The organism is Fusibacter fontis (assembly GCF_055378735.1).
Genome location: NZ_AP042445.1, coordinates 3,255,878 through 3,271,898, shown reverse-complemented (window position 1 = coordinate 3,271,898; position 16,021 = coordinate 3,255,878). Strand labels below are relative to the sequence as shown.

The following is a 16,021-nucleotide window of genomic DNA, read 5'->3' as shown; positions in this document are numbered from 1 at the left end:
GTCTACACCTCTCTATTTTCTCAGTCTTGGGTCTAAAGCATCTCTTAATCCATCTCCCAAAAAGTTAAATGCGAGCATGGTAAATGATATTGCTAAAGAAGGATAGAACAATTGATAAGGATACGATCTTAAACCACCAAGTGCATCATTTGCGAGCGTTCCCCACGAAGCAAGTGGTGCGTTTACACCCAGTCCAATAAAACTTAAAAATGCTTCTGTAAAAATAGCACTTGGAATCATCATCGTCATGGATACAATAATCGGACCCATGGCATTTGGAATCAAGTGACGAATCATAATTCTAAAAGAACTTGCACCTAAAGTTCGAGCTGCTAGAACATACTCTTGTTCTTTTAAACTCAGCACTTGACCCCTAACAATCCTCGCCATGCTCACCCAGTAAACCGAGCCAAGTGCGATAATGATGGATTTGAGACCAGGCTCAAAAATAACAGATAACAAGATAACATATAACAGGAGCGGAATAACGTCGATGGTATCGACAATACGCATCATAAAATTGTCCACGCGTCCACCAAAATATCCCGATACGCCTCCGTATAACACGCCGATAAAGAAGTTTACAACTGTTGCAATCAAAGCAATAAGAAGTGAAATTCTCGCTCCATAGATGACTCTCGCAAGCATATCACGACCAAGCGCATCTGTTCCCAATATATAGGTTTTATTTCGAACTTTATCTGCGACAGTGGCTTCTTCACCGTCAATAAAAATTTTAAATTTTACACCTTCTGGATTTTCTTCAGGTGTTTTAGAAGCAAAGCTATAATCTAGAATCACTTCATGCCCATCAATGTTATAAACGCGATTTCTTTCATTGAGATTATTTTGAGCTTCTTTGATTTTCTCTCCTAGGACACCATTTTCAGTGACATTGAACAACTTGTATTCGCTGTGCATATAAAAATAAGTATCTTCAGTTACCCGATAAATTTCAATAGAAGGTGGTATATTGGCAAGAGTCAACTCTTGAGTTGAATAATCATGCTGAATCACGTAAGGTCCAAAAATTGCCGTTAAAGACATGAGTACAATAAACAACAATCCAATCATCGATAATTTATTCTTTTTAAGCCTTCTCCAAGCATCTTCCCAGTAAGTCATGCTCGGTCTAGAAATGACTTCACTTTCTTTATTTTCCTTGGGAATCGATTCCCACAATTCGCTTTTGATCGTCTGTTCTGCCATGTTGTCCCCCCATTACTCCATTTTTATTCTTGGATCAATAAAACTGTATACAATATCAACAATTAAAACCATAATGACCAAGAACAATGCATAGAAAATCGTAATTCCCATGAGAACGGTATAATCTCTATTTCCTACACTTTCAACGAAGTGTTTTCCCATTCCAGGAATTGCAAATACTTTTTCAATAACAAACGAACCTGTAAGAAGTGTTGCAATCATCGGTCCAAGATAAGTCACTACTGGAATCAATGCATTTTTAAGTGCATGTTTATAGATGACTTTATTATTGGAAAGACCCTTTGCCCTTGCTGTTCGAATATAATCTTGCTGTAAAACCTCTAGCATACTCGAACGCATAAGCCTTGCAACAAAAGATAATGAGAATCCCGATAAAGCAATTACCGGACCAATCATATGTTTCCACGATGTTAAACCATTGGATGGTAGAATATTATACTTCGCACTAAAGATATAAATAATTCCCGTAGCCATGACGAATGATGGTATGGTCACCCCCAGAGTCGCTAAAAACATAACCAATCCATCTTGCCATTTATTTTGCTTAAGCGCCGATACAATGCCAAGCGGTATACCTAACAAGATAATGACGATCACCGACCCCAAACCGATTTTTAGAGTTGCGGGAAACCCTTCATAAATCAATTGATTTACAGTTACGCCAGCTCTTTGAAATGACGGTCCTAGATTAAATGTCACAACGCCTTTCACATAGTCGAAAAATTGTTTCCAGAGTGGATCATCTAGATGATACTTTTTGTTCAGTGCTTCTAATACGGCGTCTGGAAGTTGCTTTTCCCTTGTAAATGGTCCCCCTGGGATAGCATGCATCATGATAAACGTAATCGTAATAATTACGAAGAGCGTTAATATCATCGCCAGAATTCTTCTCACTAAAAATCTGCCCAATTCTTTCACCCCTTAATTTTAGTCTGTTCTTCACTTTGCGCAATAATATCTATTATAATAATCCAATTGTTTGAATATTGCAATTAATTTCACTTTCGTAACACCGCACAATTGTCATATAAATTTATTTATACATCGTTCATTTGTGGGTTATTACAAATCGTTCATTATTTTTTGCTCTTCACATCTCTCCCAGAGAAATCATTTATGAATCATTGCTATCAGAAGATTTCATTTAATTTCATTTTTTATCAAAAATAGCCTGATTTTAAATTTGATCACGTGGGATATTTTCAGTCCTTGTGCGAATATGAACTTTTCGTAACACGAGTGTTTCGAGTTGTTTTTCGACTTCATTGCTTTTTCGTATTTTATGACATTTCAATCGAGTTTGAAATGCAATTGTCTGAATTTTCTGATACATGCCAATTTGCAAACTTTGGATTATTTTAATAAATGAATTGATTTTACATTTAATTGGTATATATAATGTTAATAATTATTTTAATGCGCCATTTAACGAACAAGTCAAATAGGATCGTATTTGCTCCCATTAATATGTCTATTTATAAAGAGGAGGCCACCCATGAAGCTCGATACAAATATGGAAAAAGTAGATCGCATGCATCTCAGAGCACGACTTGCATCAGGTAAAGTACCTGTTGATCTCGTTCTTAAAAACTGCAAAATCGTCAATGTTTTTAACGGAAAAATTGTAGAATCGGACATTGCCATTGATCATGGAAAAATAATTGGCATCGGTCATTACGAAGGGAAGAATTGTATTGATCTGAATGGTGCTTTTGTTGCGCCGGGATTAATTGACGCGCACATGCATATGGAATCGACTTTAGTTACCCCCGATCAAATGGCGCGAATCATTGTTCCTAGAGGCACGACAACTGTCATCGCAGATCCCCATGAAATTGCAAATGTTTTGGGGATTGAAGGCATTCAGTACATGATGGATTCCACAGACAGTTCCATACTCAACGGTTTCTTTATGCTGCCTTCCTGCGTACCCGCAACGCCTTACGAAAATTCAGGCGCTGTGCTAAAACGCGAAAATTTGGAAGCGCTTATCCACAATCCAAGAGTTTTGGGCCTCGGTGAAGTGATGGATTATCCAAGTGTCATTGAAGGGTCTTTAGAAATGCTCGACAAAATGGAAATGGCGGATCGCATGATCATCGATGGACATGGTCCGAGTTTGAGCGGAAAATCTTTAAATGCATACATGATCAATGGTATAAGAACGGATCACGAATGTACCACTATGGAAGAAATGGAAGAAAGAATCGGCCTTGGTATGTATATTGCCATTCGAGAAGGGACTGCAGCTAAGAATCTCGACACCCTAATCAAAGGCATCAATCACCAGACTAAAAATTTATGTATGTTCTGCACAGATGATAAACATCCTGAGGATATTCTTGAAAAAGGTCATATCGATTATAATGTGCGTCGCGCAATCGAACTGGGCATTGATCCAATTACAGCGATTCAACTTGCCACTATAAATCCCGCTAGATGTTACCAACTTCGCGATATAGGCGCGATAGCTCCTGGTTATGATGCCGATTTAATTGTTTTTGATAACTTTCAAGATTTTAATATCACTTCGGTTTATAAAAAAGGCATCAAGGTTGCTGAAAACCGAGTTGCGTTATTTGACTCGAATCCGATAAATTCGACGCACGTTCAAAATACAGTTAAACTAAAGCCTATTACCACAGAACAACTGAAACTCAAACTACAAAGTGACGTGGCACATGTGATCCGCATCACTTCTGGCTCAATTGTTACAGAGCATGCGATTCGTCGAGTTTACGTCGATGAAAATCAATATTTCAAACCAAGTGAACACCTTGATATTGTCAAGATCGTCGTTGCAGAAAGACACGGTCATACAGACCACATTGGAATTGGACTAGTTGAGAATTTTCATATTAAAAATGGTGCAATTGCAACTACTATCGCACATGATTCTCACAACATCATCGCGATTGGCGATAATGACAAAGATATTGCATGTGCCATCAATGAACTCATTCGACTTCAAGGTGGAATCACCATAGCCACTAAAGGCGCAATTTTGCATTCACTTGCCTTACCAATTGCCGGACTCATGGCGACAAACTCCATGGAATTTGTCTCTGAAGAACTCAAAAAACTACGTCTACTCACTCAAGAGTATTTGTCCATTCCAGAATCTCTTGAACCTTTTATGACTCTCAGTTTTTTAGCTCTACCGGTTATTCCAGAACTCAAAATAACCGATCGTGGTTACTTTGATGTTAAAAAATTTGACTTCATTCCAGTTTCTGAAAAGATATAAAAAAATGTTTGGTTAACATAATTCTGGGTATCATATAGATAAGCAAAACATAAGAAATTATGTGGCGCAAAACTGAAGGATCTAAATGATGAATTGTGAATTCGCTCACCTTCATCACATGATAGCCAGTTACCAACAAAAACTTTTCGGAATCATAGCAAAACATAAGAAATTATGTGACGCAAAACTAAAAGGACCTAAACTTTAAATCATCATTCAAATATGACACGATTTAAAGCATGGTAGCCAGTCACCGAGAAAAGTTTTTTTGTGCGTATTTTTTGCAGAAAACTACTTTTACAAAAAATAAAAAGGAGTTATTGCCATTAAATCATTTGAGATTTAACCGGCTATAACTCCTTATTTTATTTAGATCATTTATATCATTTTGTATACAGACTGAGCGATTGCAGATTGAAACATCTAGAAATCAACTGCTCAAAGCCTTTGTTTTTTCAATAATATGATGGTATCTATCGTATGCTCTTCCAACAGCTTCATCCCAAGACAAATAAATTTTTTCGGCCGCATTCGTTCCGATTTGTTTCAATCGTTCCCTATCCTCAGCACCTCTTAAGATTTCATTAGCCATCTCTTCAACAGTCTCTTTGATGACAATCCCCGTATCTTCGTGTTGAATTCCCTCTGCTGCACAACTTCCTTCAATTAATAAAGCTGGACAACCACAAGCAGCTGCTTCTCTCACCACGATTCCGTTGGTATCATAAGTCGATGGAAACAAAAATAAATTTGCACGACTAAAATAAACTCTTAACTCTTCTCGATCATAGACCGGTCCAGTGAAAATACAACGTTCACTCAAACCCAGTTCATCCACATAGGCCATAATATCTTTACGATCGACGCCTTCACCTACAAAGAACATTTTAAATTGCCCACCTTGATCCATAGCTGCCTTTAAACTATCAATGGTAAATTTTAAATTTTTATACCACATCATACGACCAACAAATAAATAGACGGTTTCATCCGATTGAAGCTGATATTTTTCTTCAAGCTTACGAACCGCTTCATGACTTGAAGCACCTCTCGCGAAATCCGTACCATTTTCCATCAAATAATACTCGCCTTTATATCCCAAGCTGCGTAAATTTTCACCAGCTCCTTCAGATACGACCCAAACTTCATCGCATGCGTTGATATTATTGAGAATAATTTTAACAGAAACATTTTTAACAGGTGTCAACGCTACTCGTTTGTCAATATCGACATCAAATTTAGTATGATATGTGAATACAATCGGTGCGCCTGTGTATTTTCGAACAATTCTCGCCAGCAAAGCAGACGTAAACGGACTATGAATATGCATAATATCTAATTGCTCTTTTTGGATTCGCTTAATTAAAAGAGGGTTGAATGGATTGCCAAAACGATATCCAACTCGTTTGCTTATATTGGCACTTGAATAACGAATCACCTTAAAAGCATACTCATCTTTCACTTTCGGATACCACGGTGTCGCAACAATTGCTTTTCCATATAATTTTTGAATGGTTCTCGCATAATTAACTGCCGTATTGGCAACACCATCTAAAATTGGTGGAAATGAATCGTTAAAGATACCGACATTTAATTTTTTCATAAAAACCCCTTATCACTCAATAGACTTACACCTAAATTTTATCATCATTCTAATCAACATCATAGTTAAAATTGGATTAGAACCGTTTTTAACTAAAACTTTTGGGTAATAAATACACGAATCGAATTTAAGAAAAGGAGCTCAATTTATGATTAAGAGAATGAAAGAAAAAAAACAAGCTGAGTTAAAAAAACAAAAGAAACACGTTTTCATGAAGGTGTGCGGTGCATTTGCTCTTGGTAGCATTATTTCAAGTGTAATCACTTTATTCACTGCTCCAAAATCAGGCAAAGAAATGAGACAAGATGTAAAAGACAAAGTGCTAGATGGCGCGGATTATTTGAAAGAAAATGCTTCAAATTCCATTAAAAAAGTAGGAACATCACTTGAAAATTTAGCACCTGTACTCAAAGAAAAATTCACTAAAAAACCTGCACCCCAAAACGATGTGACACCTACAGTTTTAGATGAACCTGAAGAAGAACTCATGTATGATGAAATTAAAAACTATGAAGATTAATCCACTTGAAAATAGGCTGTAATAGCCTATTTTTTTTCGACGATTATTATAAAAGGCGCATCTTTCGGTTGATTCATATAATTTAACATCATGACGTGAAATGCTTTCGCATCTAAATCAGCTGTATACTGTTTAACCCATTCTGCCTCTTCTCTCCCTTGATCATGCCCGCAATATACCGTGATAATCACAACCCCACCCTTTTTCACCACCAATAGGGCCTGCTCAATGCTTTGTCGCGTCGATGCAAGAAGTGTTGTAATCGATTTATCATAGCTGGGTAAATAGCCCAAATTATATAAGATCAAATCTTGTGAATTCATAGGACAATAGGTTAAAAGATTTTCATGTGATGCACAGTAGAGTTTAAAATTCATAAATCTTCCAGTTAATCTCTCGTAGGTTACATCAACCGCTTGCCTTTGTATATCAAAACCAATCACAGTCCCTGTAATTCCAACTTTTTCACATAAAAATTCTGTATCCTTTCCCTTTCCAATGGTTGCATCGACAACTTGCATACCACTTTCAAGATATCCTTCAAGTAACCCGTGTAAAAATGCATTTAAATTACGTATCATATCACGAATCTCCTTAAGTGACTTTTTTTATTGATGATACAGAATTAATGTATGTATCATCATAACGCGTTAATATTATACCTCTGAAAAATAAAAGGGGCTATATCTAAACGATATCTCCCCCAATTTGTTAAAGCAATTTGTTCTATAAAATCTTAATATCACATGGCTGAGATTTGGTATTACAACTCGATCCGCTACCACATCCGCTACACCCTGCACATTTTCCACTTTTTAAGTCTTTCAATGCGCGCTTTCCTGAAAAAAACAGAATAAACAAAAATATTGCACCAACAATCAATGTTGAACCCATATTAACCTACCATTTCTATCGCACCTTTTTTCTTTGCACGATTTATCAAATACACAATACTCACACCGTAAGCAATAGCAATAATCACAGCTGGTACAAAACCAACCGCTGGTTTTCCATATGCTATTAAGCTACCAATTTGAGTAATGAACATCGCGACGAGATATCCCACACTAAACTGGAAGAATAACCCTTTTAATAACCATTTTCCACTTTTCATTTCGCTTCTCATTGCACCCATTGCAGCAAAGCAAGGTGGTGTAAATAAATTAAATGCTAAAAATGCATATGCGGTTACAGGTGTAAAGAAACCCGATAATACACCTCCCGGAACATGTAAAGCATCTTCAGATGCAACTGTAAGTAATACTGCAAATGTCGCAACAACGTTTTCTTTTGCAATAAAACCCGTGATTGAAGCAGCGGCTAATTGCCATCCAACAAAGCCAAGAGGAATTAAAATTGGAGCGATAAAACGACCGACATACGCTAATATACTTGCACTTTGATCTGCAACTGGTTGGAAGTTAAATCCATATGCCTGCATAAACCAAACGAGCGTATTCATGACGAGAATAATGGTAGAGGCTTTAATAATAAATGCCTTTGCCTTATCAAACATTTGAATTGTAGCATGTTTAATACTTGGAATTTTATATTCAGGAAGTTCTAAGATAAAATGCGTCTCACTTTCGAAATTGAAGATGCGTTTTAAAAGCAATCCCCCAACGATAATCAATGCAAATGCAAGAACATATAAACTTGGACCAATCCAACTCGCATTTGGGAAAAATGCCATTGCAAACAACGTGATGATCGGTAGTTTCGCACCGCACGGAATAAATGGTGTTAAAATAGTCGTCATACGTCTTTCATTATCATTTTCAATCGTTCGAGTTGCCATGATTCCAGGAATTGAACAGCCAGATCCAACGATCATCGGGATAATCGATTTACCAGATAAACCAATTTTCTTGAAATAACGATCCATTAAAACAGCTACACGTGACATATACCCGCTGTCTTCAAGTAAAGACAAGCAGAAAAAGAGTACCATGATAAGTGGCAAGAAACCGATTACGGCACCCACACCTCCAATGGCACCATCGACGATGAGCGCTTGGAGCAACGGATCCACATGGATGCTTTCAAAGAATGAATTGGCAGCATTCGGAATGATTTCACCAAATAAAGTGTCATTAAAATATCCTGATAAGAATCCACCTAAACCCTCAATTGAAAACCAATATACAGCCCACATAATAAGGAAAAAGATTGGAAGTCCCCATAACTTATGTGCGACAATTCGATCCACTTTATCTGAAAAAGTGATTTTCGACATATCAGTTGCGGTAATGGTAACACTTTGAACAAGTTCAGATATATAGGATTGTCTGGCTTTATCCGCTTCAATACCGTCCTTATCCGTGGAAAAATCAAGTGCTAGTTGACGCTGTTTTGCAGTCCCTGCTTTGAGTGCAGCTTCGGTTAGTTCAACTAAACCTTTGTTCTCACTTGCAACTGTTTCAATAATAGGACAGTGCAATTTTTCACTTAATTTTTTGAGGTCTAATTGATTATTTCTTCTTTTAAGTACATCCGTCTTATTCAATGCAATCACAACAGGAATTCCTAACTCAATTAATTGAGTGGTAAAAAATAAACTTCTCTCAAAATTTGCACCGTCGACAATATTAATGATCACATCTGGCGATTCACTTAAGATAAAATCTCTCGTAACAGCTTCTTCATTGGTATACGGCGAAATTGAATAGGCTCCAGGTAAGTCAACAATTCTTACTTTGTCATTTAGCTTGTTGTATTTCCCTTTCAGAGGAGATTCTTTCTTCTCCACGGTTACGCCTGCCCAGTTTCCAACGTATTCTCTTTTGCCTGTTATGGCATTAAATAAGGTTGTTTTGCCGGAATTGGGATTGCCGGCGAGTGCGATCTTCATATGCTCTCTCCTTCGTTAATGATAATCATTATCAAGTTGTTTCCGAATTAAAACCGCCTTATCAGCGGTTTATATTTTTTGGTGATACTAATCAGCTAAGACAATTGCTTTCGCCATCGCTTCATCTAAAGCATATCTTGAATCTTTGATATTGACGATATAATTTCCTGCCAATATTGAAATCAGTGTAATTTCTTCACCTTCACAACAGCCTAGCGTAAAAAGAAAATTCTTTGTCTTGTCCTTACCTTCTACTTTCGCTATTGACTTTGTTTGACCCACTTTTGCTTTGGATAACATCATAAATTCACCCTCTTTTTTAATCCTGCTAATGATAATCATTATTATCTGCTCTTATTGATAAAGATTATCATATTCATTATTAACTGTCAATAGCATTGTGTTTTTTTTAACATTTGAAAGCTGTTAACTCTTCTTAACAGAATTTTCCTCTGAACGTTGAATAAGTTCAGCATCCCATTCAAGTAACAAAGCATGCGTTTTCAGCCACTCTTGTTTTTCTTTATATTCTGGATCAATACATGCAACAGCTTGCCAAAAATTTTTAGAATGATCTAAATGCTTTAAGTGACATAATTCGTGAACAATGACATAGTCCATGACGAACAAGGGGGCAAAAATCAAGCGCCAGTTAAGTAGAATATGCCCACGTGACGTACATGAGCCCCATCTAGATTTCTGACTTTTAACGGATACCTGTTTCGGTATGAGTCCAGTTGCTGCAGACATTTGTTCCATTCGATTTTTAATCGTATCTCCAGCAATTTTTTTGAGTTCTCTTTCCATTAAATGAAACAAAGCCATTTCATTAAAATCTGCACTAAACATGTGAATGCTATTTAAGGTGTCATCAATTACAACTTTTTCATCCCGCTTGAAAGCGACCTGATCCTTTTTCAGTGAATAACATTTACCCAGAAGTTCCCATTGGGCATTCTCATTAAAACTTAGTTGTCTTTTTGGTGTTAACTTTTGATGATTGAGATGCTTCATCACCCAATCTTCTTTTTGCTCAACGAACTGAAGGACAACGTGTTCAGGGCATTTATTAGGCGCCATCACTCGAATATTTCCTTTTTTATCCATGCTAATTGCGATTGATTTACGTTTAGAATACACCATCGTATAGCGAAACAATGTTTTATGTTGTTTATGATTTTCACTACTAGAATGTCTTTTTGTCATGAAAGTTTCCTTTATTTATGAATTTTCTGTTTTTTTTCCTTAAATTATCGTATATATTATATATTAAATAAGTCTTTCTACAAACACCATAGAAAACGATACAGCAATTAAGAAACAACAACAAAGAAACACCAACCATCCCGAAAGACTTTTCGAAAGACAATAAAGATTGAATTTGATCCAGAGATCCTGTTTTGAGTATATGAGGAGGTATTTATGCGTTTAGTAACTCGTTCTGATTTTGATGGTCTAATTAGCGGCATGCTTTTAAAGGAAGCTGGCATTATTGATTCATGGGTGTTTGTACATCCAAAGGATTTACAAGATGGTTTATTTACACCTACGGAAAATGATGTCCTTGCAAACGTCCCATTTGTTCCTGGTTGTGGGATGTGGTTTGATCATCATACCTCAGAGAATGAGCGTTTAGGCTGGACACAAGAAGTAAAAGGCGAAAGTCGATTGGCACCTTCTGCAGCTCGCATTATATATGAATATTATGGCGGCGCAAAACAATTTCCAAAGTACCAAGACATGATCGAAGCCGTTGATAAAGTGGATTCTGGTCAATTGACAAAAGATGAAATTCTTTCACCTACCGGTTGGATATTACTTGGATTTATTTCCGATCCAAGAACTGGTTTAGGTCGTTTTAGAGATTTTAGAATTAGCAATTATCAATTAATGGAAGAATTGATTAATCACTGCCGCAATATGAGCATCGATGAAATTCTAGCTCTTGAAGATGTGAAAGAGCGCGTCGATCTCTATTTCGAACAAGATGCGTTGTTTAAAGAGATGGTACAAGCCCATACGAGAATTGAAAAGAACGTCATTGTAACTGATCTTCGAGATGTTTCTCCAATTTATACTGGCAATCGCTTTCTAATTTACAGTTTATATCCAGAACAAAATGTGTCCATGTGGATCGTAGATGGCAAGCAAAAACAAAATGTTTCCATTGCTTGCGGTTATAGCATCCTCAATCGCACTTGTTCGGTTGACATCGGAAAGTTAATGCTCGAAAACGGTGGTGGTGGGCATAAAATGGTAGGTACCTGTCAAGTTGCTTACGATGGAGCAGACACGTCCATTGAAAATATCATTCTTGCATTACAAGCATAGTATCCTATTTATAAGCTTTGAATCAGCCATATTCGCGGTTTGCATCAACCGTATTACGCGATTGGCATTAACCATAAACCGGTTTTAACAATCTAATGTTACTCATAAAATAAAGCATCTAAAATGTCGTATGAAAGGCGTTCAAGATGCTTTTTTATGTGATTAACACGGGATTTATGATATAATATTATGATTCATATTACTTTAATCACATTGAACCATTTCATTTACTATTTACATTTTGAACCTAAGGAGTTATTTATGTATTATTCAAAACCTATTGAATCCACTTTAGAAGAGTTTCAAGTAGACCCTTCAAAAGGTTTGAGTGAATCTCAAGTCCAACAACGCCTAGAACAGTATGGCAAAAATGCCCTAGTTGGCAAAAAGAAAAAGAGTTTATTCTCATTATTTATATCTCAGCTAAAAGATGCTCTTATTTACGTCTTATTAGGAGCAGCGGCTGTTACCATTGCCATAAAAGAATATACAGACGCAATCATTATATTACTCGTTGTCATACTAAACGCAGTTATTGGCGTTTTTCAAGAATACAAGGCTGAAAAAGCCATTGAAGCACTTCAAAAGATGTCGTCTCCAAAGGCCTTAGTTAGAAGAGACGGACTAATTAAAGAAGTCAACTCGGAAGATATCGTCCCTGGAGATATTCTCATATTAGATGCAGGGCGCTACATCCTTGCTGATTTACGCTTAATCGAGAGTGCAAATTTACAAATTGAAGAAGCTGCGCTTACTGGCGAATCACTCCCAACAGATAAAAATGCCCTGAGTGTCTTAACAGAAGGAAAAACTTCATTAGGCGATCAGGAGAACATGGCTTTCATGTCAACGGTTGTAACATACGGCCGTGGTGAAGGAATTGCCATCGCAACTGGTATGAACACAGAAATCGGAAAAATTGCAAAGATTCTCGATGAAAGCGTCGAAGAAATGACCCCTTTACAGCGTCGATTAGATGAACTGGGAAAAATCCTAGGCATGCTTGCTTTAGGTATCAGTGCACTTATTCTCGTGATCGGTTTCTTCCAAAAAAGAGAGCTCTTCGACATGTTTTTAACGGCTATCAGTTTAGCAGTTGCCGCTATTCCAGAAGGGTTAGCAGCAATCGTAGCCATCGTTCTTGCCCTCGGTGTAACGAGGATGTCCAAGATCAATGCCATCGTCAAAAAACTCCCCGCTGTGGAAACACTCGGTTCTGTAAATATCATCTGTTCAGATAAGACCGGTACATTGACTCAAAATAAAATGACCGTTCTCAATACATTCGTTTGGGATAAACTCAGTCACCTAGATCCAACAATTAAAATCTCATCACACAGCTTAACAGAGGATGAAAAAATGCTGATTGAAGCATTGGTTCTATGCTCCGATGCGACATATGACGGAAAAGAAGGCACTGGAGATCCTACAGAAATCGCTTTAATTGCTCTTGGTTATCAACACGAGATGACCAAGCAACTTCTGAATGAACGACATCCAAGAATTTCGGAATTTCCATTTGATTCTGACCGCAAATTGATGTCAACACTTCATAAAGAAGCAACTGGATATCGCATCTTTACCAAGGGAGCGATTGATAGCATTTTGAAACACTGTACACATATTCTGATCAACGGGACTGTTGAACCTTTGACAGATGCGCACAAACAGACACTTATGCATCAAACCAATTTGCTCTCTGATCAGGCTTTAAGAGTCATCGCTTCTGCAACACGAGTTGTCGATCAACCCGTTGATTCTTCTGAAATGGAACGAGATTTAACCTTTGTAGGTTTGGTTGGTATGATTGATCCACCAAGACTTGAAGTAAAAGCTTCTATTGAAGAAGCCAAAGCAGCAGGCATACGTCCTATCATGATTACAGGTGATCATAAAAATACAGCTGTTGCCATTGCAAAAGAACTCGGAATTGCCTCTTCCATTGAAGAAAGTATTACAGGGGCAGAGATCGATATGCTCTCAGACGATGTGTTTACTCAAAATATCAATCAATATCGCGTGTTCGCCCGCGTATCCCCTGAACACAAAGTAAAGATCGTCAAGGCGTTTAAATCACATGGCAATATCGTATCCATGACTGGAGATGGCGTCAACGATGCCCCTTCTCTAAAATACGCCGATATCGGTGTCGCAATGGGAATCACCGGTACGGATGTTGCTAAAAGTGCAAGTGATATGATTCTAACGGATGATAACTTTTCAACGATAGTCAATGCCATTGAAGAAGGTAGAAATATCTATAACAACATCAAAAAAACTGTTGTGTTTCTATTATCTTGTAATTTAGGTGAAATTGTGACCATCTTGGCCTCTATTTTATTCTTTTGGCCAGTTCCATTGTTGCCAACACAAATTCTATGGATCAATTTGATTACGGACTCCTTACCGGCAATTGCACTTGGAATCGATCCAGGCGATAAAAACGTCATGAAACAAAAGCCAAGAAATCCAAAAGAAAGTTTCTTTGCTGAAGGCGCTGGATTACGCGCAATCTTAGGTGGTGTTCTCATCGGCGCACTGACTTTGATTGGATTCTATATCGGACTTTCTGAACATGGATTTAGCTTAGGATCAAAAGGCATCCCAGAAGATGTCATTAACTATGCACGAACGATTGCATTTGTTGTACTTGCTGCTTCACAACTATTTTACTCACTTGCAATGCGACATCGCATTCAATCGATTTTTCAAATTGGATTGTTTAAGAACAAAGCCCTTATCGGCGCAATTGTGTTTGGATTAGCACTTCAATTTATTGTAATTAGCGTTCCAACTTTGGCGAATGCCTTTAAAGTACAAATGTTGTCTGGAAGAGATTGGCTCATCGTTCTCGGTTTATCGCTGATTCCATTAACATTAAACGAAATCATCAAAGCGTTTAATCGTCTATTAAAAAGACAATAAAAACTCATAAAATACATGTTTGGAGGTACCTATGTACACAACACTTCCCCCTACCGGAATGCGTGATTTTTTACCAAGAGAAAAAGAAGTTCGCGAATATGTCATGAGAGAGATTCGCGACGAATATAAAAAAAGTGGCTTTACCGAAATTGAAACCTCTTTTATAGAGAATATTGAGAATTTAACAGGTGGTGATGGTGGTGAAAATACCAAACTGATCTTTAAAATCCTCATGCGTGGCGACAAACTTAAAAATGCTGATTTAGGCGATTTGGATAAATTGGCGGACCTTGGATTAAGATTTGACCTTACGCTTCCGCTAGTGCGTTTTTATTCAAATAATCGAAATGAACTGCCTCAAATTTTCAAGTCAATTCAAATGGGCACAGTATTCCGTGCTGAGCGCCCTCAAAAAGGTCGATATCGTGCATTTACGCAATGTGACATCGATATCATCGGCGATGAATCTAATCTCGCTGAAATCGAGATTATTCAAACAATTGCTAGCACTTTAAAACGTTTAACTTTTGAAAACTTCACGATAAAAATTAACGACCGTAGAATTTTAAGAGCACTCGTCACATCTGCTGGTTTTTCAGAAGATGAGTTTGCCGATATCGCCATCACACTTGATAAACTCGACAAAATTGGAAATGAAGGCATTCAAAAAGAACTGCTATCCAAAAATTATAATGAAGCTCAGGTAATCAAACTGCTAGATCAGTCCAATAAAATGGCGACTCTTGGCTTAGAAGGCATAAAAGACATTTGTTCTGAAGGATACGAGAATTTAACAGAAATTATTGAAGTAATCCAGTCATTAGAAGATCAGTTTAAAATTGAGTTCGATCACACGCTTGTAAGAGGCATGGGGTATTATACGAGCACTATTTTTGAAATCACATATGGCGATTTAAGTTACTCGATTGCTGGTGGTGGACGATATGATAAAATGATTGGAAAAATCTCTGGTTCAGATGTACCTGCTGTAGGTTTTTCAATTGGTTTCGAGCGCATTGTGGATTTAATCTTATCTGAGAATAAGGCACAAAGCAACGAAACGCGAATCGCCCTACTTTATGATGAAGCCTATCCGCTTAAAGCCGTAGTCCAAAAGGCAATTGAGATGAGACAAATTTACAACATCGTATCCATTTATAAACAAAAGAAAAAGTTAGGAAAACAGCTTATCCAACTAGATCGATCTGGATATAATGGTTATACACTCTATGGTGACGATATGATCGTTAAGCCATTTGAATCCAGATAACGATTTGAATCAAAATAATTTTTGAATCAAATGAGCCTTTAAAC

13 protein-coding genes and 2 riboswitches are annotated in these 16,021 nt (G+C 37.2%); of the genes, 5 read left to right on the top strand and 8 right to left on the bottom strand.

Going from position 1 to position 16,021, the window contains the following annotated elements:
• Positions 1-12 precede the first annotated feature (12 nt).
• Together ACZ41W_RS14835 and ACZ41W_RS14830 are read right to left on the bottom strand one after the other, a co-directional pair.
• Positions 13-1,209 (bottom strand): ABC transporter permease, encoded by a 1,197-nt coding sequence (locus tag ACZ41W_RS14835; protein ID WP_464312774.1) that lies wholly within the window; start codon positions 1,207-1,209, stop codon positions 13-15.
• A gap of 12 nt (positions 1,210-1,221) precedes the next feature.
• Positions 1,222-2,139, bottom strand: coding sequence for an ABC transporter permease (locus tag ACZ41W_RS14830; protein WP_464312773.1), 918 nt, complete (start codon positions 2,137-2,139; stop codon positions 1,222-1,224).
• Positions 2,140-2,725: 586 nt separating this feature from the next.
• On the opposite strand from ACZ41W_RS14830, the gene ade reads away from it, so the two are divergent.
• Positions 2,726-4,477: an adenine deaminase gene (gene ade / locus ACZ41W_RS14825; protein WP_464312772.1), complete on the top strand. Its 1,752-nt coding sequence runs from the start codon at positions 2,726-2,728 to the stop codon at positions 4,475-4,477.
• 31 nt (positions 4,478-4,508) lie between these two features.
• A riboswitch (cyclic di-GMP riboswitch) is annotated at positions 4,509-4,614 on the top strand.
• A gap of 9 nt (positions 4,615-4,623) precedes the next feature.
• Positions 4,624-4,735, top strand: a riboswitch (cyclic di-GMP riboswitch).
• 172 nt (positions 4,736-4,907) lie between these two features.
• On the opposite strand, the gene ACZ41W_RS14820 is transcribed toward ade, so the two are convergent.
• Positions 4,908-6,080 carry a glycosyltransferase gene (locus tag ACZ41W_RS14820; protein WP_464312771.1) on the bottom strand — a complete coding sequence of 391 codons (1,173 nt, stop codon included), beginning with the start codon at positions 6,078-6,080 and terminating at the stop codon, positions 4,908-4,910.
• Between the two features lie 148 nt (positions 6,081-6,228).
• On the opposite strand from ACZ41W_RS14820, the gene ACZ41W_RS14815 reads away from it, so the two are divergent.
• A complete protein-coding gene (locus ACZ41W_RS14815; RefSeq protein WP_464312770.1) occupies positions 6,229-6,600 on the top strand; it encodes a YtxH domain-containing protein in 372 nt (123 codons plus the stop codon).
• 26 nt (positions 6,601-6,626) lie between these two features.
• On the opposite strand, the gene mnmM is transcribed toward ACZ41W_RS14815, so the two are convergent.
• The 5 genes from mnmM to ACZ41W_RS14790 all read right to left on the bottom strand — a co-directional run bounded on the left by mnmM (position 6,627) and on the right by ACZ41W_RS14790 (position 10,657).
• Positions 6,627-7,181, bottom strand: a complete 555-nt coding sequence (mnmM, locus tag ACZ41W_RS14810) for a tRNA 5-(aminomethyl)-2-thiouridylate-methyltransferase MnmM (protein WP_464312769.1) — start codon at positions 7,179-7,181, stop codon at positions 6,627-6,629.
• 145 nt (positions 7,182-7,326) lie between these two features.
• On the bottom strand, positions 7,327-7,494 hold the full coding sequence (locus tag ACZ41W_RS14805; RefSeq protein WP_464312768.1) for a FeoB-associated Cys-rich membrane protein: 168 nt from the start codon (positions 7,492-7,494) through the stop codon (positions 7,327-7,329).
• Position 7,495: 1 nt separating this feature from the next.
• A complete protein-coding gene (gene feoB, locus ACZ41W_RS14800) occupies positions 7,496-9,451 on the bottom strand; it encodes a ferrous iron transport protein B (RefSeq protein WP_464312767.1) in 1,956 nt (651 codons plus the stop codon).
• 87 nt (positions 9,452-9,538) lie between these two features.
• On the bottom strand, positions 9,539-9,754 hold the full coding sequence (locus ACZ41W_RS14795) for a FeoA family protein (protein WP_464312766.1): 216 nt from the start codon (positions 9,752-9,754) through the stop codon (positions 9,539-9,541).
• A gap of 123 nt (positions 9,755-9,877) precedes the next feature.
• Positions 9,878-10,657, bottom strand: coding sequence for a M48 family metallopeptidase (locus ACZ41W_RS14790; protein WP_464312765.1), 780 nt, complete (start codon positions 10,655-10,657; stop codon positions 9,878-9,880).
• A gap of 216 nt (positions 10,658-10,873) precedes the next feature.
• Between ACZ41W_RS14790 and ACZ41W_RS14785 the strand changes: the two genes are divergently transcribed.
• The 3 genes from ACZ41W_RS14785 (at position 10,874) to hisS (ending at position 15,977) form a co-directional block, all read left to right on the top strand.
• Positions 10,874-11,782 carry an exopolyphosphatase gene (locus ACZ41W_RS14785; protein WP_464312764.1) on the top strand — a complete coding sequence of 303 codons (909 nt, stop codon included), beginning with the start codon at positions 10,874-10,876 and terminating at the stop codon, positions 11,780-11,782.
• Positions 11,783-12,043: 261 nt separating this feature from the next.
• Entirely contained in the window at positions 12,044-14,707 is a 2,664-nt protein-coding gene (locus ACZ41W_RS14780) for a cation-translocating P-type ATPase (protein WP_464312763.1), read from the top strand.
• A gap of 31 nt (positions 14,708-14,738) precedes the next feature.
• Positions 14,739-15,977 (top strand): histidine--tRNA ligase, encoded by a 1,239-nt coding sequence (hisS, locus tag ACZ41W_RS14775; RefSeq protein WP_464312762.1) that lies wholly within the window; start codon positions 14,739-14,741, stop codon positions 15,975-15,977.
• Positions 15,978-16,021 lie beyond the last annotated feature (44 nt).

Coding starts and splice junctions, on each gene's coding strand:
- ACZ41W_RS14835 (WP_464312774.1), bottom strand. CDS start 1,209: ATGGCAGAACAGACGATCAAAAGCGAATTGTGGGAATCGATTCCCAAG.
- ade (WP_464312772.1), top strand. CDS start 2,726: ATGAAGCTCGATACAAATATGGAAAAAGTAGATCGCATGCATCTCAGA.
- ACZ41W_RS14820 (WP_464312771.1), bottom strand. CDS start 6,080: ATGAAAAAATTAAATGTCGGTATCTTTAACGATTCATTTCCACCAATT.
- ACZ41W_RS14815 (WP_464312770.1), top strand. CDS start 6,229: ATGATTAAGAGAATGAAAGAAAAAAAACAAGCTGAGTTAAAAAAACAA.
- mnmM (WP_464312769.1), bottom strand. CDS start 7,181: ATGATACGTAATTTAAATGCATTTTTACACGGGTTACTTGAAGGATAT.
- ACZ41W_RS14805 (WP_464312768.1), bottom strand. CDS start 7,494: ATGGGTTCAACATTGATTGTTGGTGCAATATTTTTGTTTATTCTGTTT.
- feoB (WP_464312767.1), bottom strand. CDS start 9,451: ATGAAGATCGCACTCGCCGGCAATCCCAATTCCGGCAAAACAACCTTA.
- ACZ41W_RS14795 (WP_464312766.1), bottom strand. CDS start 9,754: ATGATGTTATCCAAAGCAAAAGTGGGTCAAACAAAGTCAATAGCGAAA.
- ACZ41W_RS14790 (WP_464312765.1), bottom strand. CDS start 10,657: ATGACAAAAAGACATTCTAGTAGTGAAAATCATAAACAACATAAAACA.
- ACZ41W_RS14785 (WP_464312764.1), top strand. CDS start 10,874: ATGCGTTTAGTAACTCGTTCTGATTTTGATGGTCTAATTAGCGGCATG.
- ACZ41W_RS14780 (WP_464312763.1), top strand. CDS start 12,044: ATGTATTATTCAAAACCTATTGAATCCACTTTAGAAGAGTTTCAAGTA.
- hisS (WP_464312762.1), top strand. CDS start 14,739: ATGTACACAACACTTCCCCCTACCGGAATGCGTGATTTTTTACCAAGA.